Below are 21,235 nucleotides of genomic sequence, written 5' to 3' on the forward strand. Positions count from 1 at the left end.
CATCAGAGGTCTCCCGTTCGAGCAGCCAAGCGGTCGGAGAGGTTCTTGGGGATCGTCGCCAACCCTTCGGCCCTGAGAAGCGTGACAAAGTTTTCGTCATTCAGGAGTTTGCGAAGGGCTTCTGTGATGAACATCAGCTCGTTGCGCGTTGCAGTCGCTTTTCGGAGCAGCACCTGCTTCTTCTCGACGTCGTTCTGATAGGTTCGGATCAAACTTTCGACCGACAGCGTTCGTCTCTTCTTTCGGTCTGCGCTCGGTTGTCCTTTCCCGTATTGCTGACGGGCCTCGACCAGGCGTTTCGCGGCCATCAGTCGGCCGCCGCGCAGCTGGTTGTCCTCGTAGGCCTGGCGCAGGACGTCCTGAACTTCCGTATCTTTTGCCTCAGCGATATCAACGGCGACGCTGACCGGAAGCTTGCCGCTCTCAACGGCTCTGAGCAGTCTGTGCTCACCGCTCTCGAGGAGCCGAAGGACGCCGCGGACATACTTGAGTGAGAGCTGGGTTTTTCGCGCGATCTCTGGGCCAGAGTAGCCGCGCTCTTTCAAACCCTTGATATCGCGCAGAAGATCGAGGGCGCGATGCTGACGGCGTGCCAGGTTTTCGACGAGGCTCATCACCAGGCAGTCTTCGCTGCTGGCATCGATAACAATCGCAGGAATTTCTGTTTGACCAAGTTCCTGAAAAGCCTCGAGCCGCCCCTGTCCACAGACCAGATCGTATCGCAAGCCATCATCGCTCTGGCGGGCTGCGACGGTGATTGGCCGTTTCAGCCCGAGCTCGGCAATGTTGTCGACGATTTCTCGGAAAGCCTTTCGGTTCCTCACGCGCGGGTTCACCACGGTGATGCGATCCATCGGGATCAATTCGGCGGCTTGGGGTTGCGGGTCTGCCATCAGGCCACCTCCGGTACTGGGACGTGAACCGCCATGTCGAACAACGGATCCAGCGTCTCGAAGCGATAGGCATCGAGCGACAAACCGTTGTGTTCGGCGAGACGGATGCGGGGGAGAGTCATGTCGATGCTGGGGAGCAAGTAGTAATCGAGCGGACGCTGGTTCGGCCGATCCATGCGAACCGCAATCGTGATGTCGGGCTTGAGGCTCATGTCGAAGCGGATGTTCCACCGAAGAGACCCCGCATTGGTTTCGCTGCACCGGACGATGACGAGAGACGCGGTGAATTCGCCATTGATGGTCAGCAGGTCTGTTTTGGGATGTCGTTCGATGCTGCCGCCCGAAGCTTCGATACCTGCAATCGTCTCGGCGACAATGTCCGGATGCAGCTCGCGCAAGCGTCGATTGATCTCGATGTATCTGTAGTCCCGATCCGGCTTGAAGCCGACCAGCTGATAGGCGCGCAGAAGGCTGCCAAACCGTGATCGGTACGCGCTGCTCGATGGCAACGCTTCGGCTTCATCTATGACGAGACCAGACAGAAAGCCCTCAGCCTCGAATACCTCCTTCAAGCCTTCGAGCATTTCATCGTCAGTGAGTTTGCTCGATCGGGCACTGATGATGGCATTGGCGGCGGCAAAGAGATCAGGGTCGACAATCCCCTCGAAGGCGCCCTCGGCGCGGACCCAGATCTCCGGGTCGTTTTGGACGCGCCGCTTCTTCAGTTTGAAAGAACTCCGGTTCCAGACGTTGTTGCCGATGTACTTCTCGTTGATCAGGATTTGATGCACGGTCCCGCGGGTCCAGGCGCGGTCGAGGTCCGTTAGAATACCGCGGGCATTCAGAGCCTCAGCGATTTCGGTCTCGGATTTCAGGTCTTCAACAAAGGCTTGGAAAATCTCTCGAACTATGGCGATCTCTTCGGCTGGCCCCGGGACAAGGGTGACGCGATCCGTCTGAATGCTTTTGTGCTCGCCACGCTCCAGAATACCTTTCGCGACCCCATGCTCGTCGATCAGCATGCGCCGCAAGCCGAAGCCGGGCGGACCTCCCTGGCGATAGCCAAGTTCAATCAGGCGGCATTGGCCAGTGAAGACCTTCTGCGACAGCTCGCGGCTATACTCGCCTGCCATGGCGCGCTTGACGCCTTTGACGATCGTTGAGACAGGGCTGCCGTCGTTCTCGAACTGCTCGGCGCAGTAGATGACGGAGATACCGGCGCGTTTGCAGATGTACTCGTAGTACGCGCTTTCGTCCGCATCCTGAAACCGCCCCCAACGGCTGATGTCATAGACAAGCACCGCTTCGAAATCGGCTTTGCCGGATTGAATATCGTCGATGAGCTGCTTGAGCCCATCGCGGCCCTGGATCCTTAGACCGCTCTTTCCCTCATCCGAATAAGTACGGATGATCTCGATCCCGCGCTGCTCAGCGTAATGCGCGATCGCGTCCGACTGGTTCTCGGTCGAATAGCGTTGGTGCTCGGTCGACATGCGGACGTATTGAGCGGCGCGCCGAGGCTGCGCTCCCTTTGGCGCCATTGCGCCTCCGTCATGTCCGTCCCTCCAGCTCAAGAACCGAGCCTTTCATTTTTCGCCTTCGGCAAGTCACGGGAAATGCCTGTGATTCCATGGGGCCGAAGCATAGACGCGGAGGTTCGGAAAAATGTTTCCTAAGATGGGCAAGACTTTTCCAGATGACGACGAAGGGAAGGTCGATCGACTAAAATACCAAATGGCAATTGCAGCCGCGCTGAAGCGGGAGCTCGGCGGATCTCATCGAGCGATCAAGATCGTGATGCGCTGGACGGGTGTCTCGGAGCGAACGGCCAAGAACTGGCTTGCCGGCTCCCACGGTCCGGCTGGAGAGCACCTGGTCGAGCTCATGCGGAATTCGAACGAGGTGTTGGCAGGCGTGCTTTCGCTGGCCGGGCGAGGTGAGTTGAAGATCGGGGCGGGACTTCACGAAACCCGCGAGAGCGTTCTTCAGGTGCTCAATGTCTTGGACGGCCTTCTCGGAACTTCCGAGGCAGGGGCTGGTGAAAACGAGTAGGCGGTGTTTCGCGCCAGGTGCGCGGCACTCCTGAGTAGAGTGACGTTCAGTTCGAAGTCGCTTCGCTCGATCAAAACCGAGAAAATTCAGAAAGTTAGGAAGTCGCCCGGAGTTGCCCGGGTGCTCTCGCGTGCCGCCATTTTAGTAGAGACTGGTTCGCATTGGTCTCCCAGCACCGCCACCCACCCTCACTCTGAGATTCGCTCAAGCCATTGTATTTGAGTGTTTTTTGCGCGAATCCGCAACGCGATCCGCCCTACATCAGCCAATTCTGCTATACAAATTTCTATACATTTTGCTTTACATTGCTTGCCAGGCAGTGAGGTGACAATGGCTATAAGAACCAGAGGAAAAATGCTTTCTCTATACAAAGGGGTTCTAGCGACTGGAAAAGCGTTTTTACAGTAAGTTCAAATCAAGGTTTTCTGTTTCAAAGAAGCATTGTCTTGCTGAGGTGCTCCCCGTTTCTTCGGTGTCAGAGAATTTCATCCTCATCGAACATCGGGTCGTCTTCCAATTGCGCGCTGAGGTCTTCTACCGACTCGCCGGCCTGCTCAACTGACTCAACACGGCCAAGGTGGAACACGGCGTCGCCTTCGTTGACCACGGGCATCACTGCCCGGCCGACAACCAGCCCGTCGAACGGGGCAAGTATTTCCATCTCCTGCTCTCCGAACGGGTCCGAGACCGACCCCATCAGGTCGCCCTTGCGCACCAGTTCACCGTCGGCTTTGTAGACGCGAAGGACGCCCCCCATCGGTGCGCGCAGCCATTTGCTGGAGTTGCAGAAATGCGGCTTGGCCTTGGGTTTTGAGATGCCTTTTACAGGAACCATCTTCATGTGCCGCATCACGCGCAGGATACCCGCGAGCCCCGCCCGTATCGACAGCTCGTCGAACCGCAGGCCTTCGCCGGCCTCGTAGAGCAGAACATCCGTTCCGGCGTCCTTGGCGGCGGCGCGCAGTGAACCATCGCGCAACGGTGATTTCATGACGATTGGTGCGCCGAAAACCTCGGCCAGTTCCTTGGTGCGTGGGTTGTCCGGCGAGATCCGGATCTGCGGGTAATTCGTCCGATGGATCGCGGCCGAGTGCAGGTCGATCCCCAGATCGGACCGCGCCGCGATCTCGGTCATGAAAAGATGCGCCAGCCGGGACGCAAGCGATCCATGTTCGCTGCCCGGAAAGACGCGGTTCAGGTCCCGCCGGTCGGGCAGGTAGCGCGAGTGGCTGATGAACCCGAATGTGTTGACGATCGGAACCGCGATCAGCGTGCCCCTGAGCGTGGACAGGTTGGGCGCGCGCAACAGACGGCGAATGATCTCGACGCCGATCACCTCATCGCCATGCACGCCGCCGCTGACGAACAGCGTGGGGCCATCATACCGGCCATGCACGACATGGGCCGACATGGTGACCGGCGTGTGATCCGACAGCACGCTGACCGGCAGATCCACGGTGAGCCGGGACCCCGGCGCCACCTTGGTTTTTCCGATCGTGAAATGAGGCCGCGTCTTCATGGATCAGCCTTTGCCTTTGGTCTTGGTCGCCCCGGCTTTGGCGTTCTTTTCAAGGAACTCGATCATTTTGCCGGCGATGTCCAGGCCGGTCGCCTTTTCAACGCCCTCCAGGCCGGGCGACGAGTTGACCTCCATCACCACCGGGCCGTGATTGGCGCGTAGCATGTCCACGCCGCAGGCGTTCAGGCCCATGGTCTTGGCGGCGCGCACGGCCGTGGCGCGTTCCTCGGGTGTCAGCTTGACCACCTGCGCCGATCCGCCTCGGTGCAGGTTCGAGCGGAAGTCGCCCTCGGCCCCGGTGCGCTTCATGGCGGCCACCACCTTGCCACCGATCACGATGGCACGAATATCGGTTCCGCCGGCCTCTTTGATGAATTCCTGCAGCATGATGTTCACGCCGGCGCCGCGAAACGCCTCGACCACGGATTTCGCCGAGCGGTTGGTGTCGGCCAGAACTACGCCGATGCCTTGGGTGCCTTCCAGCAGCTTGATCACGATCGGCGCGCCGCCGGCCAGCTTCAGCACTTCTTCCGTCTGTTTCGGGTCATGGGCGAAGGTGGTGACAGGCAGACCGATACCGTCGCGCGCCAGCAGCTGCATCGAGCGCAGTTTGTCCCGCGACCGTCCGATCGCCACGCTTTCGTTCAGCGGGTAGACGCCCATCATCTCGAACTGACGCAGCACGGCCGTGCCGTAGAACGTGACCGAGGCCCCGATCCGCGGGATCACCGCGTCATAGCCCGTGAGCTTCTGCCCGTTGTAGTAGATCTCGGGGCGGCGGCTGGCGATGTTCATGTAGCATCGCAGCGTGTCGATGATGTCCAGCTCGTGCCCACGCTCTTCGGCGGCGGCCTTCAGGCGCTGGTGGGTATACAGTTTGGCATTGCGCGCCAGCATGGCAATTTTCATTGGCTTACCTTTACTCTGCGTTTCCTGGGTTTCTTGCGCAGCAGGTGCGCGCGATTGGTGTGCACGGCGATGGAATGTTGTTTCAGCGCCGCGCGGCCGACGATCATTTGAAACTTCATGTTGCTGCGGTCGGTCAAAGACACATCCAGCGGCCAGGTTTCATCGCCGACCCTGATGGTCGTCCGGATGACGATCCGGTTCTCGGGCACCCCGCTTGTGTTCTTGATGTCCCTCCTTTCCTTGATGGGCGCTTCGATCTTTACGAGGCCGTCGCCGGCCGTGTCCTCGGTCAGAAACGAAACCCATTGATGGCCGTCGCGCAGAAACCGTTTGATCTCCATCGCGTGCAGGGCCGAGGTCAGCGCCCCGGTGTCGATCTTGGCCTTGATGTTGTTCAGCGGCAGGTCGGGTAGATCGACGTATTCCATCCAACCTATGATCCGCGTCGTATTGTCCATGGTCCCGTCCTGTTTCTGTTTCATGTGTCACACCAACCACGGCATCAGCAATGTCGCCAGGCTGAGCACGAAGAAGAACCCGGCCATGTCGGTGATCGTGGTCAGCAGCGGCCCGCTGGCGGCGGCCGGGTCCTGACCCAGACGCTTGAGCATCAACGGGACCACGCCGCCGATCGACACGGCCAGCATCGTGTTCAGGGCCAGCGCGACGCCGATCACGATCCCCAGCGCCGGGTTGCCCTTCCAAAGCCACGCGACCACCCCGATCAGGATCCCCAGCGCGATTCCGTTGATGACCCCGACCGAGATTTCCTTGACCCAGACCCTGAATGCATCCATCGGGCGCACCAGGCCAAGGCTGAGTTCGCGCATGGTGACGCCCACCGCCTGGTTGCCGGAACAGCCGCTCATGTCCGAGACCATCGGCAGGAAGATGGCCAGCGCGATGACGGCCGCCAGGGTTTCCTCGTAGGCTGAGATCACGCTGGCCGCGATGATGTTCAGCCCGATATTCGCGGTCAGCCATGCCAGACGGCGGCGCGACCGCAGCATCAGCGGCATCGAGCGCAGCTCGTCGCCCACCACACCCTGACGCTTCAGGCTTTCGCTTTCCGACCGTTCGCGGATCGCGTCGGCCACCGCCGTCCGCGACACCACCCCGATCAGGACGCCGTTTTCGTCGACGACCGGCACACCCAGAAACGGGTGTTCGTCAAACACGTCCTCAAGTTGGTCCAGCGGTGCATCCACGGGAACCGTCAAGGGCGGCACCATGATCGTGGTCAGCTTGTCGCTGCGCTTCGCCGTCAGCAGGCTGCGCAGCGAGACCACACCGACCGCGCGCCCATCCGCATCGACGATATATGGGTGCTGACCACGATACCGCTCGAAATCCTCATCGTCCGATGCCAACTGGCGCAGAACGTTGCCGACGGTCTGATCGTCGCGGAACTTGAACACCTCGGACATCATGAGGCCGCCCGCGGTGTCGTCGTCATAGGCGCTCAGGCGACGGACATCGGCGGCCTCTTCCTCGTCCATTTCGGACAGGATGGCCTCGGCGTCCTCTTCTTCCAGTTCGCCGATCACGTCGGCCTGGATGTCGGAATCCAGCTGCTCGATGATCTCGGCCGCACGATCCGGTTCCAGCCGTTCGACCAGTTCGACGGCCATCTCGTTGGGGGCTTCCTCGATCAGGTCGGCTGCCAGTTCGACCGGTAGGATCTGCAGAACCGTATCCCGCTCCACAGGCGTCAGCTGCAACAGCTCGCGCAGCGCCTCGCTGCTGGTCAGCGGGTCCAGCAAGGCAACAAGATCTTCGGCGCGCGCGTCATCCGCCGCAGCCTTGATCCGCTGGGACAGATCTTCGGGTTCCAGAACGGTTTCTGCTGAATCGGTCATCGTCTCGTTGCCTCGCCTGTTGCGCCCGATGTATATTGGTGATAAATTTTTGTCTATAGGCAAAAAATTATGGCTAAATGGCATGCAGGAACTGGAACAGGTCGCAGAAAAGCTGGCTGAACTCTATGGGCGGGCATTCGGCGGAAAATCTTCGGGTCGATACCGGATTCCGCAAAAACTGCTGCGGGAGTTGTGCGGGCGTCGGCGTCTCTACGAGGACGACGTGACGGCGTTGTCTCGCGCATTGCTCGAGAAGGGTTATGTACTGATTGATATGGACAGCTTTTTCGTGGTCATGAGTGCGAATTCGTTTGTCAACTACAGGCGGGTGGGCAAGGACGTGTTGCACGGATCGGTTCCACCCGAATGACGGCGCAACCGTTTCAGGGTGGCACGATGAACACTGATGACCTGATTGCCTGTCCCGTGTGCGATGTGCTGCATCGTGATCGGGACGTGCCAAAGTACCGGATCGCCAGATGCGCGTGCTGCGGCTCGGTGCTGGCCGCGCCCAAATCGGGTGCGATGACACGTGTCACAATGCTGTCGGTGACCGCGTTGATCCTGCTTGTGGCCGCGGCAGGCTTTCCGTTTCTTGAACTCAACGCGCAGGGGCTGTCGCATCGCGCGTCGGTGTACGATGCCGTTCTGGCATTCTCGCAGGGGCCGATGGCCATTTTGTCTTTTGCCACGGCCTTCCTGATCGTGTTGCTGCCGGCGGCGCGGTTCTGTGCGCTGATCTACACGCTGGCGCCGATGGCCTTGGGGTGGCGTCCCGCCAAACACGCGGTGGAAGTCTATCGCTGGGCGGAATGGATCAAGCCCTGGGCCATGGCCGAGATCTTCATAATCGGGGTGGCGGTTGCGCTGGTCAAAGTGTCGGGCCTGGCCCGGGTCGATTTGGGGCCGGCGTTTTGGTCCTTTGCGGCGCTGCTGGTGGTCACGGTGATGACCGACAGCGCAATCTGCAGGATGACGGTATGGAAAACACTGAAAACGCGCAGCGATTCCTGACCGCCAGCCGCGCAGGGTTCATAGGCTGCCGGATGTGCGGGGCCGTCAATCCCGGGGGCTCCGGGGTTTGCACCCTGTGCGGCAGCGCGATTGCGCCGCCGGATCCGGCCAGCTTGCAAGCCGTTTGGGCCTGGCTGGCTGCCGGGCTGATTGCCTATGTCCCAGCCAATGTCTACCCGATGCTGCGCACGACCACGCTGGGGCACAGTTCGGAAAGCACGCTGATCGGCGGCATTGTCGAACTGTTTGCCCATGGCGCTTTCGGGGTCGGTTTCATCGTGTTTTTCGCCAGCATCTTCATCCCGATCGCAAAATTCGTGGCCATCGGATATCTGGCGATTTCGGTGCGCCGCCCGTCGACTCTGGACAGCCACAGCCGGCTGGTTCTGTTCGAGATTGTCGAGTTCATCGGCCGCTGGTCGATGATCGACGTGTTTGTCGTGGCGATCCTGACCGCGCTGGTCCAGCTTGACTTTGCAGCCAGCATCAGCCCCGGTATTGCCGCGGTAAGTTTCGCATTGTCGGTTGCTTTTACCATGCTGGCGGCCCAGAGTTTTGATCCGCGGCTAATTTGGGCCGCCAACAGCCGGAGCGCTGAATGACCCCCCCTGAACCTGCCGATCTGGATGTTGCGGAACCGCGCCCGTCGATGTGGCGCAACCTGTCGCCGATCTGGCTTGTGCCGCTGGTGGCCTTGCTGGTTTCGCTGGGTGTGGCGTGGAAATCCTATGCCGATCGCGGCATCCTGATCGAAATCACTTTCGAAAACGCCTCGGGGATCACCCCGGATGACACAACCGTCCGCTATCGGGACGTGGTGATCGGCAAGGTCGAGGACGTGGGATTTGCCGATGACCTGTCACGCGTGTCCGTATGGGCCCGCATCGACAAGGAGATTGCACCCTACCTTGATGAGGACGCGACCTTTTGGGTCGTGCGCCCCGAGGTCAGCGCGCGCGGCGTGTCCGGCCTCAGCACCGTCTTGTCCGGCGTCTATATCGAAGGTGCCTGGGATCAGACCACCGGCAAGGCGCGCACCCGCTTCGATGGTGCCGACAGCCCACCCCTGGCCCACCCCGGTCGGGCCGGCCGGCGGATCACGCTGCGCACCGAGGATGGCCGCATGGTCTCCGAAGGCGCCCCGGTCTTGTTTCGCGGGATCGAGGTCGGACGGCTGGAACGCCCGCGTCTGACGGTCAGTGGCGACAGCATCGTGGTCGACGCCTTCATCGAGGCCCCGCACGACCGCCGCATCAACTCGGCAACGCGGTTCTGGGATTCGTCCGGGTTTTCGGTCTCAATCGGGGCAGGTGGGCTGTCGCTGGACGTGGACAGCATCGCCTCGCTGGTTGCAGGCGGCATCGAATTCGACACGGTGTTCGAGGGCGGCAGGCCGGTCAGTTCCGGCGCGGTCTTCGACATCTACCCCGACGAAGCGTCTGCCCGACGCACGGCGTTCGCCCGGTCGCGATCCGGCGGGGTCGAGGTTGCCGTTGCCTTCGATGAATCCGTTGCCGGCCTGACCAATGGCGCCGCCGTCAAGCTGGGCGGGGTTACGGTAGGCGAGGTTGGCAGTGTCAACGCCGTAATCGAGAACGAAAGCGACGAAGCCGAGGTGCGGCTGGTCGTGAAGCTGTTGCTTGACCCCGCGCTGATGGGGCTGCCGCAAGGTGCGGGCGGAGAGGAGGTTTTCGATTTTCTCGAACAGGCCGTCATCAACGGCATGCGGGCTCGTCTTGCCTCGTCCGGGTTGTTCAGTTCCGAGTTGTTCGTCGAACTGGCGATGCTGGAGGATGCTGACCCGGCGGAATTCCAGCGCGATGCCGAGCCGTTCCCGCTGCTGCCAAGCGCCCCTTCGGATTTGCCGGATTTCACGGCCACCGCAGAAGGAGCGTTGGAGCGGATCAGCAACCTGCCGATCGAGGAGTTGATTTCCCAGGCCGTCGACACCTTGGCCGGCATCGAGGCGCTGGTTTCGGATGAAAACATCCGCCAGGCCCCACAGGCGGCGGTGGCGCTGTTGCAGGACACCCGCGCGCTCGTGTCGGATCCAGAGACGCAGGCCTTGCCGGCCGAGCTGCGGGCGGCGATTGCCGGCCTGCGGTCCATAATGGCCGAACTGGAGCGGGGTCAGGCGGTCGCCAATCTGGCCTCTGCGCTGGAACAGGGCAGGAAGATCACGGCGAATCTGGCCGCGACCTCGGAAGAACTGCCCGCGCTGGTCGATGAATTCCGCACGCTCGCTGCCAAGGCCAACGCGCTGGAAGCCGAAGAGTTGATCCGGGCCGCCAATCAGTTGATATCCAGTGCCGACGCCTTGATCGGAACCGATGACGCCCGTGCGCTCCCTGGGGCGATGGTCGACGCGCTCGACGAGGTGCGGGCGACCCTGACCAGCCTGCGCGAGGGCGAAATGGTGGACAACGCCAACGCCGCGATGGCCTCGGCCCGCAGCGCCGCCGAAGCCGTTTCGGCGGCGACCGAGGATCTGCCGTCCCTGACCGCCCGGCTGGAGCAGTTGCTTGCCCAGTCCGAAGCCCTGCTGGCCGCTTACGGAGACAACTCGGCGTTCAACACCGAGGCGCTGAGCGTTCTGCGCGAGGTCAAGGCCGCCGCGCAGGCGGTGTCTTTGCTGGCCCGCAAGATCGAACGGAACCCGAATTCCCTGGTTTTTGGAAAATGACATGAAAAAAGCTGCGATACTGCTTTTGCCGATTGCCCTTTTGTCGGCCTGTTCAGGTGCAAACGATCCGCGCTACTTGATTGCGGCACCTCCTGGGGAGCGCACCGCCAACCTGCGGTCGCGCACGATCGAGGTGAGGCAGGTCTCGCTGCCGGCCTACGCCGCAGGATCGGATATCGTGGCGCAAGGCGAAGGTGGGGCGCTGTTCACGCAAGATCGCGCTCAATGGGCCGATGATCCGGCGCGTGGCATGACTTCGGCCCTGGCACGCGGACTGAGCGAACGAACTGGCGCATCGGTCGCGGCCGAGCCCTGGCCGCTGAATACCGGCCCGGATGTCCGGCTGGATGTGCGTGTCGATCAGGCCTATGCCCGCGCCGACGGCAATTTCGAATTGTCGGGCCAATACGCGGTCTCATCACCTGAAGGAACCGTTCGCGAGTTCGTGCGGCGTTTCGATATCGTGACGCCGATTGTCGGATCAGGCGCGCCGGCCACTGCCAATGCGTTGGGCCGAGCGCTGGCCGAGTTGTCCAGGCAGATATCGCAAGCGATGTGAGGGGAAGTGGCCGCTGAGGGGCCTCTGGGCAGCTACCTCGATCTAAAAGTACAGGACGCACGATAGTCACGGCGCACCATGAAGCGTGGGATCTACAAACCCTCGCGGGGTGTGAGTATCGGCTTCCAGAAATCTCCCAAAGAACTGGCATGGCGCTCGAGTACGACGCCGCGCGCAGACTTTTGGGCAAAGCGCGCAAACTTATGCGGCGAGCGCAAGCTTATGCGCGGTCATACATCACCTCAGAAATCCAGGTTCTCGACGCTCAGCGCGTTTTTCTGGATGAACTCGCGGCGCGGCTCAACAACGTCGCCCATCAGCTTGGTGAACAAATCATCTGCCTCGACCATGTCATCGACACGCACCTGCAACAGCGTCCGCGCGTCGGGGTCCAGCGTGGTTTCCCAAAGCTGATCGGGATTCATCTCACCCAAGCCCTTGTACCGCTGCAGCGACAGACCCTTTTCACCCTCTTCCAGGATCGCGCGCAACAGGTCCAGCGGGCCGTGGATCACCTGTACCCGATCCCGTCGGACCAACGTTGCAGGCAGGCTATAGACCTCTTGCAGGCTCTGGGTGAAGCTGCCGGTCTTGCGCGCCTCGCCGGATCGCAGCATCGGGCCATCCAGCGTCCGCACTTCCTCGACGCCGCGCAGGATGCGGGCCAGGCGGATACCGTGATCCTGCGTGATCCGGCCCTGCCAGCCGCGCTCGTATTCCAGCGCGATCAGATCCAGCCGCGCAGCGACCTTGTCGGCCACGCCCTGAAGGTCAGCATCCACCGCGCCCGGTACGAAGGCTCCCGCAACCGCGGCCTGTTCCAGGATATGCCGCGGGTAGTGCGTCGGGAATGCATCCAGCACGCGTTTGAGTTGCCGTGCCTCGTCGACCACGCGGGCCAGATCCTGCCCCACGATTTCTTCGCCCGACCCCAGCCTGAGCACCGCGCCCTCGATCCCCTGGTTGATCAGATAGTCGTCCAGAGCGGCCTGATCCTTCAGGTAGACCTCGGACTTGCCACGCGAAACCTTGTAGAGCGGCGGCTGCGCAATATAGAGATAGCCGCCTTCGATCAACTCGGGCATCTGCCGATAGAAGAAGGTCAAGAGCAGGGTGCGGATATGCGCGCCGTCAACGTCGGCATCGGTCATGATGACGATCTTGTGGTAGCGCAGCTTCGAAATGTCGAATTCGTCCCGCCCGATCCCGGTGCCCAGCGCCATCACGAGGTTGCCGATCTCCTGACTGGACAGCATCCGGTCGAAGCGCGCGCGCTCCACGTTCAGGATCTTGCCGCGCAGGGGCAGAACCGCCTGCGTCAGACGATCGCGGCCGGTCTGGGCCGAACCACCGGCCGAGTCCCCCTCGACCAGGAACAGTTCGGTCTTGGACGGATCCTTCTCGGAACAATCCTTGAGCTTGCCGGCCAGATAGTTCACGTCCATCGCCGTCTTGCGGCGTGTCAGTTCGCGCGCCTTGCGGGCGGCCTCGCGCGCCAGCGCGGCCTCGATGATCTTGCTGACGATGGTCTTGGCCTCGTTGGGGTTTTCCTCGAACCACTCGGCCAGTTTCTCGTTCATCAGCCCTTCGACCGCAGGGCGCACCTCGGAGCTGACCAGCTTGTCCTTGGTCTGGCTCGAGAATTTCGGGTCGGGCACCTTGACCGACAGCACGCAAGTCAGACCTTCGCGCGCGTCATCGCCGGTAAAGTTGACCTTTTCTTTCTTCGCGATCCCGCTGGACTGGGCATAGTTGTTGATCGTGCGCGTCAGGGCGGCGCGGAAACCGGCCACATGGGTGCCGCCATCCCGCTGCGGGATGTTGTTGGTGAAGGGCAGGACCGTCTCGTGATAGCTGTCGTTCCACCACATCGCGATCTCGACGCCGATCTCGTCGCGCTCGCCCGTGATATAGATGGGCTCGGGCATCATCGGCGTCTTCGAGCGGTCGAGATACTTCACGAACTCCTTGACGCCACCCTCGTAGAACAGCTCGGTCTCCAGCCGCTCGGCCGGGCGCTCGTCGATCAAAATGATCCGCACGCCCGAATTCAGGAAGGCCAACTCGCGCAGTCGCTTTTCCAGCGTCTCGAAGGAATAGTCGAGGTTCGAGAACGTGTCGGTCGAGGCCAGGAACCGCACCTCGGTTCCGGTCCGGTCGCCACATTCGCCAACCACCTTCAGGTGCTCGGCGGTCTCGCCGCGTTCGAACCGGGCGAAATGTTCCTTGCCGTTGCGCCAGATGCGCAACTCCAGCCAGTCGGACAGGGCGTTTACCACCGACACGCCCACGCCGTGCAGGCCGCCCGACACCTTGTAGGAGTTCGAGTCGAATTTCCCGCCGGCGTGCAGCTGGGTCATGATGACCTCGGCCGCCGAGACGCCTTCTTCGGGGTGGATGTCCACCGGAATCCCGCGACCATTGTCGCTGACCGAGACGCTGGAATCGGCGTGAATCTTGACCGTCACATGGTCGGCGTGACCGGCCAGAGCCTCGTCGATGCCGTTGTCCACGACCTCGTACACCATGTGGTGCAGGCCCGAGCCGTCGTCGGTGTCGCCGATATACATCCCGGGGCGTTTGCGGACAGCCTCCAACCCCTTGAGAACCTTGATAGATTCCGCGCCGTATTCCTGATTTGCCTGTGCGTCTTCGGACATGCCGTCAGTACCTATATTATTTTGGTAACTTATACGTTCTCTGGTGGGGAATGTCACGTCATCCCCCCAGATTTTGTGCCGGTTCTTTCGGGCGCGGACCAAGCTGATTTGCCGACCTCCGACGGTCACAACCGATCCAGATCGGCGGCGATGTCAGCGGCGATTTGGCGGGCATCGACATCGCCGCGCTCGGCCGAAAGGCGCAGGCCCAAAAGGTCGGATTGATAGCGCGCCGCCAGCCGTTCGGGATCATGGTCGGCTCCGATCTGCCCTTCCGCCTGCGCCTGCCGGAACAGATCGACGAAACAGGCTTTCATTCGCGACAGATGGGTTGCGGCCAGTTTCGCCAGATCGTGGTCCTTTGCGCTCAACTCGGCATAGGTCTTGGCCAGCATGCAGGCCTTTGCGGGCGCATTCGCGGCCTCGACGACCAAAAGCGGCTGGGTTTTGAGCGCACCTAGCGGCCCCAGCTCCCGGGCCAGGGCGTCAAGCCGGGCAATACCTTCATCCGCATAGCGCTCCAGCGTCAGGGCATACAAGGCATCCTTTGACCCGAAGGCGGCGTAAAAGCTGCCTGGCTTCAGCTTCAGCGCACGCTCGAGATCCTTAAGGGACGTGCCCGCCCAGCCCTGACGCCAGAACAGGTCTCGGGCCTGCGCGATCAGCGCGTCACGGTCATAGGCAGGTTTGCGGGGCATGTGATCTCCAATTTTTGAACGATCACTCAAATATATACTTGAGTGGTCACTCAATAAAGCCTATTTCGGACTCAGCCGCCAGAAAAGGAGACCCGAAATGGCCGAATTCCCCTCGCATGACCTGAACACCGCCCCCGAAGGCTCAAAACCCCTGCTCGAGAAATCGCAGGCCGCGTTTGGCCGCCTGCCGGGCCTGCACAAGGTCATGGCCGAAAGCCCCCAGCACCTTGAGGCCTATCAGGTTCTGCACCACCTGTTCCTGCAGACCGATTTCGACGATGACGAGAAAACCGTCGTCTGGCAGACCATCAACGTGGAAAACGATTGCCACTATTGCGTTCCGGCCCATACCGGCATCGCCAAGATGATGAAGGTGTCGGATGAGATCACCGAAGCGCTGCGCAATGAAACCCCGCTGCCCTCGCCCAAGCTCGAGGCGCTGCGGACGTTCACGCTTCAGGTGATGAACCAACGCGGCAACGTGACCGACGCGCAGTTGCAGGCGTTCTTCGATGCGGGTTATTCGCACCGCGCTGTTCTGGACGTGATCCTGGGCCTGGCGCAGAAAACCATGTCGAACTACGTCAACCACATGGCCCGGACACCGGTGGACGAAGTGATGCGTCCGTTCCTGTGGGAACGCAAGGTCGGCGAGCCGGCCTGATCCGGTCAGGCGGGGGTGACGGTCGAGCCGTCACCCGCGTCATTGACCACGAAAGACTGCGCCCGATCGCCCAGTTCGGTAAACAGCTCGGGGCCTGTTCCGGTCATCCAGGCCTGCGCCCCCAGCGCGCAGATTTCATCATACAGCGCCGCCCGGCGGTCTGCGTCCAGATGGGCCGCCACCTCGTCCAGCAACAGGATCGGCGGCGCCCCGACCTGCGCGGCCAGTGCCCGCGCATTGGACAGAATCAGCGACACCAGAAGCGCCTTCTGCTCTCCGGTCGAACACTCACTGGCCGCAACGCCTTTGGCCGCATAGACCCCGTGCAGATCCGACCGGTGCGGCCCCACCAATGTGCGCCCCGCCGACAGGTCGCGGAACCGGCTTTCGGCCAACGCCTCCAACAGATCCTGCGCGCTTTCGGGCATGTCCCCTTCGGACTGAACAAGTTCCAGTTCCGCCGAGGGAAAGGCGGTCTCGGCCTGTTCCTGCGCTGCGCGCAACTGCGCCAGAGCACCCAGCCGCGCAGTATGAATGCGATGCCCGGTTTCGGCCATCTGTGCCTCGAGCGCCGCGTACCAATGCGCGTCACGCACCTGCTCTTTCAGCAGGCGGTTCCGTTCGCGCATGGCCTTTTCATAGGTCAACGCGGCCTCGGCATGGCTTGGGTCGAAACTCAGCGTCACCCGGTCCAGAAAGCGCCGCCGGCCTTCGGCGCCTTCGATCCAAAGCCGGTCCATCGCGGGCATCAGCCAGACGACCCGCGACAGCTTGCCCAGATCGATCTGGCTGGCTGCCTTTCCGTCGATCCGAACCTGCCGCGCCGCACCTCCCTCCGACCAGGTTTCGATCTCGGACCGGCGGCCCTGAACGTCCAGCAGACCGCTCAGCTTCCAGCCCAGCGCCTCGGGCCGGCGCGTCATCTCGGCGGCACTGGCCCGGCGCATGCCCCGGCCGGGCGAAAACAGGGATACTGCTTCGAGGATATTGGTCTTGCCGGCCCCGTTCGGTCCGTACAAGGCCACCGGCCGCCCGTCCAGCGCCAATCGCGCCAGCTTGTGCGACCGAAAATGCGAAACCTTCAATTCGGTCAGGGCCAAAGCCATGACCCCTCCCTTCATCCTCGCACAAACACGCGCTCCGGACGCACCCCGCGCCCGCGCGATCAGACGCGCATCGGCATCACGACATAGACCGCGCTCTGGTCATTGCCTTCGCGCATCAGGGTCGGGTCGCCCGCCGAGTTGAACAGGAACACCGCGTTCTCGCGGTCCACCTGGCTTGCGATTTCCAGCAGGTATTTGGCGTTGAACCCGATTTCCAGCCGTTCGTCGCCATAGGCCACGGCCAATTCTTCCTCGGCCGCACCGCTGTCGGGCGCATTCACCGACAGGACCAGCTTGTCGTTTTCCAGCTGCAGTTTGACCGCACGGGACCGCTCGGACGATACGGTGGCCACCCGGTCGACGGCCTGGGCAAATTCTGCCGCGTCCACTTCCAGCTTGCGGGTGTTGTTCTGCGGAATCACGCGGGTGTAGTCGGGGAAGGTTCCATCGATCACCTTCGAGGTCAGCGTGATGTCGGGCGTGGCAAAGCGCACCTTGGTTTCGCTGACCGACACCGCAATATCCATGTCGTCATCTTCCAAAAGCTTGCGCAGCTCACCCACCGTTTTGCGCGGAACGATCACGCCCGGCATGTCCTCGGCCCCCGCCGGAAGATCGGCGTCAATCCGGGCCAGGCGGTGGCCGTCGGTGGCCACGCAACGCAGAACCTTTCCGCCTTCGGGGCCATCGGCCACATGCATGTAGACACCGTTCAGGTAATACCGCGTCTCTTCGGTCGAGATGGCGAATTTCGACTTGTCGAACAGCCGCCGCAGCAGGGCCGCCGAAGCGGTGAAGTTCGACTGGTACTCCGAGGACGCCATCACCGGGAAATCCTCTTTCGGCAGGGTCGCCAGCGAGAAGTTCGACCGCCCCGCCTCGACCGTCAGTCGGCCAGCCGCGCTGTCGGCGGTCAGCGTGACCAGCGCGCCATCGGGCAGCTTGCGCACGATCTCGTGCAGGGTCGTGGCCGCAACCGTGGTTGCACCCGCCTTCTCGACCTGCGCGGGGGCCTTGTCGACCACCTCGATATCCAGATCGGTCGCGCGGAACAGAACCTGATCGCCCTCGGCCTCGATCAGCACGTTGGCCAGGATTGGAATCGTGTTGCGGCGTTCCACAACGGATTGGGCCTGCGAAACGGCCTTGAGCAGCGTGCCGCGTTCGATGCTGATCTTCATACCCTCAATTCCTCTGATTTGAGTGCTTACATGGGCGGGACTGGCAAGTTAGCGGTTCAGCCCTGAGGCACAAGGATTTTTTACCGTTTTCTGTGTCGGAACGTGCAAACCGTCAAGGTCCCGCGCAGCCCTGCACTGCAGTTCCGGGGAAATCGTGGAAAAATGCGCACAGAAAAACCGCCCCCGCGCAGGGCCGGGGCGGTTTGCCGAATTGCAGGGGCTCAGGCTTCGAGCGCGCGGCGCAGCATCTCGACATCTTCGGCGATCTGACCGTCGGTCAGCTTCAGCTCTTCGATGCGTTTGACGCCGTGCATGACGGTGGTGTGGTCGCGCCCGCCAAAGCGGCGGCCAATCTCGGGCAGCGACCGGCTGGTCAGCTGCTTGCACAGATACATCGCCACCTGACGCGGCCGGGCATAGGACCGCAGGCGTTTCGGCCCGATGATGTCGGACAGGCGAATGTTGTAATAGTCGGAAACCTTGCGCTGGATCTCTTCGACGGTGATCTTGCGCTCGGAGGCGCGCAGCACGTCGGCCAGACAGTCCTGCGTAAGCTCCATGTCGATCTCGCGACCGACCAGCGAGGCAAAGGCGAACAGCCGGGTCAGTGCCCCTTCCAGAACGCGCACGTTGGTCGAGATGCGATGGGCCAGGAATTCCAGAACGCCATCGGCGATTTTCAGATCGGGATAGGTTTTGGTGTGTTGCTGGACCTTGGTCTGCAGAATGCCCAGGCGCAATTCGTAATCGGTGGGATGCAGGTCAACCACCAGGCCGCATTGCAGGCGCGACTTGACCCGCTCTTCCAGGTCCTTGATCTCACCCGGCGCGCGGTCGGCCGAGATGATGATCTGCTTGTTCTGATCCACCAGCGCGTTGAAGGTGTGGAAGAATTCCTCCTGCGTCGAATCCTTGCCGGCGATGAACTGCACGTCATCGACCATCAGCACGTCGACCGAGCGGAACAGGTGTTTGAAATCCATCATTCGGCGTTCGCGCAGGGCCTGTACGAAGCGGTACATGAACTGTTCAGCCGACAGGTACAGCACGTTTAGCTCGGGGCGTTTGGTCTTCAATTCCCACGCGATGGCGTGCATCAGGTGCGTCTTGCCCAGTCCGACGCCGCCATACAGAACCAGCGGGTTGAAGGTGACGGGGCCGCCTTCCGAAACACGGCGCGCGGCGGCATGGGCCAGTTCGTTGGGCTTGCCGACGACGAAGCTGTCGAAGGTAAAGCGCGTGTCCAGCGGTGCGGCCTGCAACGACTCGAGCGCATCATTCGCGACCGACGCTTCAACCGGCATGTCGATTTCGGCAGGCTGGGGCTTGTCTTCCACGGCGGGGGCTGCGGGGCGTGCGGGCGAATTCGCGGCCACGCGGAACGCCAGGCGCTGGACCGATTCTCCGGCCGTGTTCAGTTCGTACAGGATGAGGTCAGCGAAATTCTGGCTGACGTAGTTGCCCATGAAGTTGGTCGGAACTGAAAATACGGCCACGCCACCTTTCAATTCCTGAAATTCCAGAGGTTCGATCCAGGTCGTAAAATTGTTCCGGCCCACAGCCTTGAGCAATTTATTACGCAGTTGTCCCCATTTTTCTTGTGTCATCCAGCGCCTCACGCATCCCATCTTTATTGGCCAGCCGGCCTTTTTTTGTAACCGGTCTCCCGGCTCTTTCGCGTTCACTCGACAACAGCTTCCGGCTCGCCAAAAACCGGTCGGTCTGGCGTCAGAAACGTGCTTTCCGCCAACGCTCTGTTCTGGCACATCCGAAGCCACGGATGCTGGGCCGGCAGAGCGCGCCACAGATTGCAATTTATTGACAGGGCCAAGATCACCGGCAGACCCGAGATCCCGAGCAGATCGACGAACCCGGCAGAACCGGTCGCCGACATTCGTCCCCGAATCCTTCCGATGCCCGTCGGTCAGATCGCGGAAACAGCCTGTCCCCCCAAGCGAGTGAATCGCTGAATATGTCGTAGCAAGAGGCAGAGGGGCCGGGCAACGAAACTCTGATATTGACTCGGGTCTTCGGGCGAAAGAATCTCTCGGTTTTGTGAAGGCGCGGCATTCTGGCAACAACGCAAAAGGCGCCGCACGGGGCGACGCCTTTTTGTTCGTAAATCGTCAACGATTGTTGACGTAAAGTCAGCCCAGCGCTTTGACCCGTGCCGACAGGCGCGACATTTTGCGGGCTGCAGTGTTCTTGTGGAACACGCCTTTGGTGACGCCGCGCATCAGTTCGGGCTGGGCCGCGCGCAGGGCTGCGGTTGCGGCTTCCTTGTCGCCGGATGCGATTGCTTCTTCGACCTTGCGCAGGAAGGTGCGGATGCGCGAACGACGTGCTTTGTTGATTGCATAACGCTTCTCGTTCTGACGAGCGCGCTTCTTTGCCTGGGGCGAGTTTGCCATGTGTCTCTGACCTTTGTTCGGTACGTTTGTCTAGGGTTGCACGTCACGGATATCCCCGCACCGGATCAGAAATCACGAGTGTGAATCGGGCCAAGCGGGCCGCACGCGCATGTATGGTCGCGGTCAATAGCCAAGTTTTCAGCCTTTGCCAAGCCGATTCTCGGCCTTGTTGTCCGCCAAGAAAAAGGCGGGCAGCGCCCGCCTGATCCAACGGTCCTCTCGGCGCCACCTATTTGTCGCGGAACTGGGCCGCGCGCTTTTCAAGGAATGCGGCCATGCCCTCTTTCTGATCCTCGGTGGCGAACATCGAGTGGAACACGCGCCGCTCGAACAGCATGCCCTCGCTCAGCGGCACCTCGTAGCTGCGGTTGACCGCCTCTTTCGCGGCCATCGCGGTCAGCAGCGATTTCTCGGCGATCTTCTGGGCCGCGCCGGTCGCCTCTTCGATCAGCTTCTTGGCCGGCACCACGCGCGACACGAGGCCCGAGCGCTCGGCCTCCTCGGCATCCATGAACCGGCCGGTCAGGTTCATGTCCATCGCCTTGGACTTGCCCACGAACCGCGTCAGGCGCTGGCTGCCGCCCATCCCGGCGATGACGCCCAGATTGATTTCCGGCTGGCCGAACTTAGCGGTGTCTGCGGCGATGATGAAATCGCACATCATGGCCAGCTCACACCCGCCGCCCAGCGCATAGCCCGCAACCGCCGCGATGATCGGCTTGCGGATCGCGGTAATCCGGTCATTGGCGTCTGCGAAAAGGTTGCTGGTGTAGACATCGACAAAGCTCATCTCGGACATCTCCTTGATGTCCGCGCCTGCGGCGAATGCCTTTTCCGATCCGGTGATGACGATGCAGCGCACCTTGTCATTGGTATCCGCGTCCTCGAGCGCCTCGCACAGCTCACCCAGAAGCTGAGTGTTCAGCGCATTCAACGCATCGGGTCTGTTGAGCTTGATAAGGGCGACGTGGTCTTCGATTTCGACGATGATCGTCTCAAAAGCCATGAGGTCTGAGCTTTCGGTTGT

At 61.6% G+C, this 21,235-nt stretch carries 20 protein-coding genes; 7 read left to right on the plus strand and 13 right to left on the minus strand.

Annotated features, from left to right (window positions below; translation table 11 throughout):
- Positions 1-2: 2 nt before the first annotated feature.
- On the minus strand, positions 3-893 hold the full coding sequence (locus tag AC2FMM_RS13365) for a plasmid partitioning protein RepB C-terminal domain-containing protein (protein WP_496796826.1): 891 nt from the start codon (positions 891-893) through the stop codon (positions 3-5).
- Positions 893-2,434, minus strand: a complete 1,542-nt coding sequence (locus AC2FMM_RS13370) for a recombinase family protein (RefSeq protein WP_496796827.1) — start codon at positions 2,432-2,434, stop codon at positions 893-895. Before AC2FMM_RS13370 ends, AC2FMM_RS13365 begins: the two co-directional genes overlap by 1 nt.
- A 136-nt stretch (positions 2,435-2,570) precedes the next feature.
- Here AC2FMM_RS13370 and AC2FMM_RS13375 point away from each other — a divergent pair, with 136 nt between their 5' ends.
- Complete coding sequence (locus AC2FMM_RS13375) at positions 2,571-2,945, plus strand: hypothetical protein (RefSeq protein WP_496796828.1); 375 nt, start codon at positions 2,571-2,573, stop codon at positions 2,943-2,945.
- Between the two features lie 475 nt (positions 2,946-3,420).
- On the opposite strand, the gene AC2FMM_RS13380 is transcribed toward AC2FMM_RS13375, so the two are convergent.
- Genes AC2FMM_RS13380 through mgtE form a run of 4 tightly spaced genes read right to left on the minus strand, consistent with a single transcriptional unit; the run spans position 3,421 to position 7,232 of the window.
- Complete coding sequence (locus AC2FMM_RS13380; RefSeq protein WP_496796829.1) at positions 3,421-4,464, minus strand: succinylglutamate desuccinylase/aspartoacylase family protein; 1,044 nt, start codon at positions 4,462-4,464, stop codon at positions 3,421-3,423.
- Between the two features lie 3 nt (positions 4,465-4,467).
- Positions 4,468-5,373, minus strand: coding sequence for a 30S ribosomal protein S6--L-glutamate ligase (rimK, locus tag AC2FMM_RS13385; RefSeq protein WP_496681862.1), 906 nt, complete (start codon positions 5,371-5,373; stop codon positions 4,468-4,470).
- Complete coding sequence (locus tag AC2FMM_RS13390) at positions 5,370-5,855, minus strand: ATP-dependent zinc protease family protein (protein WP_496681863.1); 486 nt, start codon at positions 5,853-5,855, stop codon at positions 5,370-5,372. Before AC2FMM_RS13390 ends, rimK begins: the two co-directional genes overlap by 4 nt.
- Before the next feature lie 3 nt (positions 5,856-5,858).
- The gene (mgtE, locus tag AC2FMM_RS13395) at positions 5,859-7,232 is read right to left on the minus strand and encodes a magnesium transporter (protein WP_496796830.1); all 1,374 of its coding nucleotides are present in this window, start codon (positions 7,230-7,232) and stop codon (positions 5,859-5,861) included.
- An 82-nt stretch (positions 7,233-7,314) separates the two neighbouring features.
- Between mgtE and AC2FMM_RS13400 the strand changes: the two genes are divergently transcribed.
- The 5 genes from AC2FMM_RS13400 to AC2FMM_RS13420 are packed head-to-tail and all read left to right on the plus strand — an operon-like array spanning position 7,315 to position 11,488.
- Positions 7,315-7,602 (plus strand): hypothetical protein, encoded by a 288-nt coding sequence (locus tag AC2FMM_RS13400; protein ID WP_496796831.1) that lies wholly within the window; start codon positions 7,315-7,317, stop codon positions 7,600-7,602.
- 26 nt (positions 7,603-7,628) lie between these two features.
- On the plus strand, positions 7,629-8,246 hold the full coding sequence (locus tag AC2FMM_RS13405; RefSeq protein WP_496687569.1) for a paraquat-inducible protein A: 618 nt from the start codon (positions 7,629-7,631) through the stop codon (positions 8,244-8,246).
- Positions 8,213-8,848, plus strand: a complete 636-nt coding sequence (locus tag AC2FMM_RS13410; protein ID WP_496687568.1) for a paraquat-inducible protein A — start codon at positions 8,213-8,215, stop codon at positions 8,846-8,848. The genes AC2FMM_RS13405 and AC2FMM_RS13410 overlap by 34 nt, the downstream gene beginning before the upstream one ends.
- Positions 8,845-10,929, plus strand: a complete 2,085-nt coding sequence (locus AC2FMM_RS13415) for an MlaD family protein (protein WP_496796832.1) — start codon at positions 8,845-8,847, stop codon at positions 10,927-10,929. The genes AC2FMM_RS13410 and AC2FMM_RS13415 overlap by 4 nt, the downstream gene beginning before the upstream one ends.
- Before the next feature lies 1 nt (position 10,930).
- Positions 10,931-11,488: a PqiC family protein gene (locus AC2FMM_RS13420; RefSeq protein WP_496796833.1), complete on the plus strand. Its 558-nt coding sequence runs from the start codon at positions 10,931-10,933 to the stop codon at positions 11,486-11,488.
- A gap of 242 nt (positions 11,489-11,730) precedes the next feature.
- On the opposite strand, the gene gyrB is transcribed toward AC2FMM_RS13420, so the two are convergent.
- Both gyrB and AC2FMM_RS13430 read right to left on the minus strand, forming a co-directional pair.
- Positions 11,731-14,148, minus strand: coding sequence for a DNA topoisomerase (ATP-hydrolyzing) subunit B (gyrB, locus tag AC2FMM_RS13425; RefSeq protein WP_496687563.1), 2,418 nt, complete (start codon positions 14,146-14,148; stop codon positions 11,731-11,733).
- 125 nt (positions 14,149-14,273) lie between these two features.
- Positions 14,274-14,846, minus strand: coding sequence for a TetR/AcrR family transcriptional regulator (locus AC2FMM_RS13430; protein WP_496687561.1), 573 nt, complete (start codon positions 14,844-14,846; stop codon positions 14,274-14,276).
- A 97-nt stretch (positions 14,847-14,943) separates the two neighbouring features.
- On the opposite strand from AC2FMM_RS13430, the gene AC2FMM_RS13435 reads away from it, so the two are divergent.
- The gene (locus tag AC2FMM_RS13435; protein ID WP_496796834.1) at positions 14,944-15,510 is read left to right on the plus strand and encodes a carboxymuconolactone decarboxylase family protein; all 567 of its coding nucleotides are present in this window, start codon (positions 14,944-14,946) and stop codon (positions 15,508-15,510) included.
- Positions 15,511-15,515: 5 nt separating this feature from the next.
- Here AC2FMM_RS13435 and recF read toward each other — a convergent pair whose 3' ends face one another.
- From recF to acuK, 5 genes are all read right to left on the minus strand, one after another.
- Complete coding sequence (gene recF / locus AC2FMM_RS13440; protein WP_496712187.1) at positions 15,516-16,616, minus strand: DNA replication/repair protein RecF; 1,101 nt, start codon at positions 16,614-16,616, stop codon at positions 15,516-15,518.
- Between the two features lie 59 nt (positions 16,617-16,675).
- Complete coding sequence (gene dnaN / locus AC2FMM_RS13445) at positions 16,676-17,797, minus strand: DNA polymerase III subunit beta (RefSeq protein WP_496712189.1); 1,122 nt, start codon at positions 17,795-17,797, stop codon at positions 16,676-16,678.
- A 221-nt stretch (positions 17,798-18,018) separates the two neighbouring features.
- Positions 18,019-19,404 carry a chromosomal replication initiator protein DnaA gene (dnaA, locus tag AC2FMM_RS13450; protein ID WP_496687552.1) on the minus strand — a complete coding sequence of 462 codons (1,386 nt, stop codon included), beginning with the start codon at positions 19,402-19,404 and terminating at the stop codon, positions 18,019-18,021.
- A 540-nt stretch (positions 19,405-19,944) separates the two neighbouring features.
- The gene (gene rpsT / locus AC2FMM_RS13455; protein WP_005979273.1) at positions 19,945-20,208 is read right to left on the minus strand and encodes a 30S ribosomal protein S20; all 264 of its coding nucleotides are present in this window, start codon (positions 20,206-20,208) and stop codon (positions 19,945-19,947) included.
- 229 nt (positions 20,209-20,437) lie between these two features.
- Positions 20,438-21,214 (minus strand): acryloyl-CoA hydratase, encoded by a 777-nt coding sequence (gene acuK, locus AC2FMM_RS13460; RefSeq protein ID WP_496712193.1) that lies wholly within the window; start codon positions 21,212-21,214, stop codon positions 20,438-20,440.
- Positions 21,215-21,235: the final 21 nt, after the last annotated feature.

The organism is Ruegeria sp. BHSC043 (assembly GCF_059612985.1).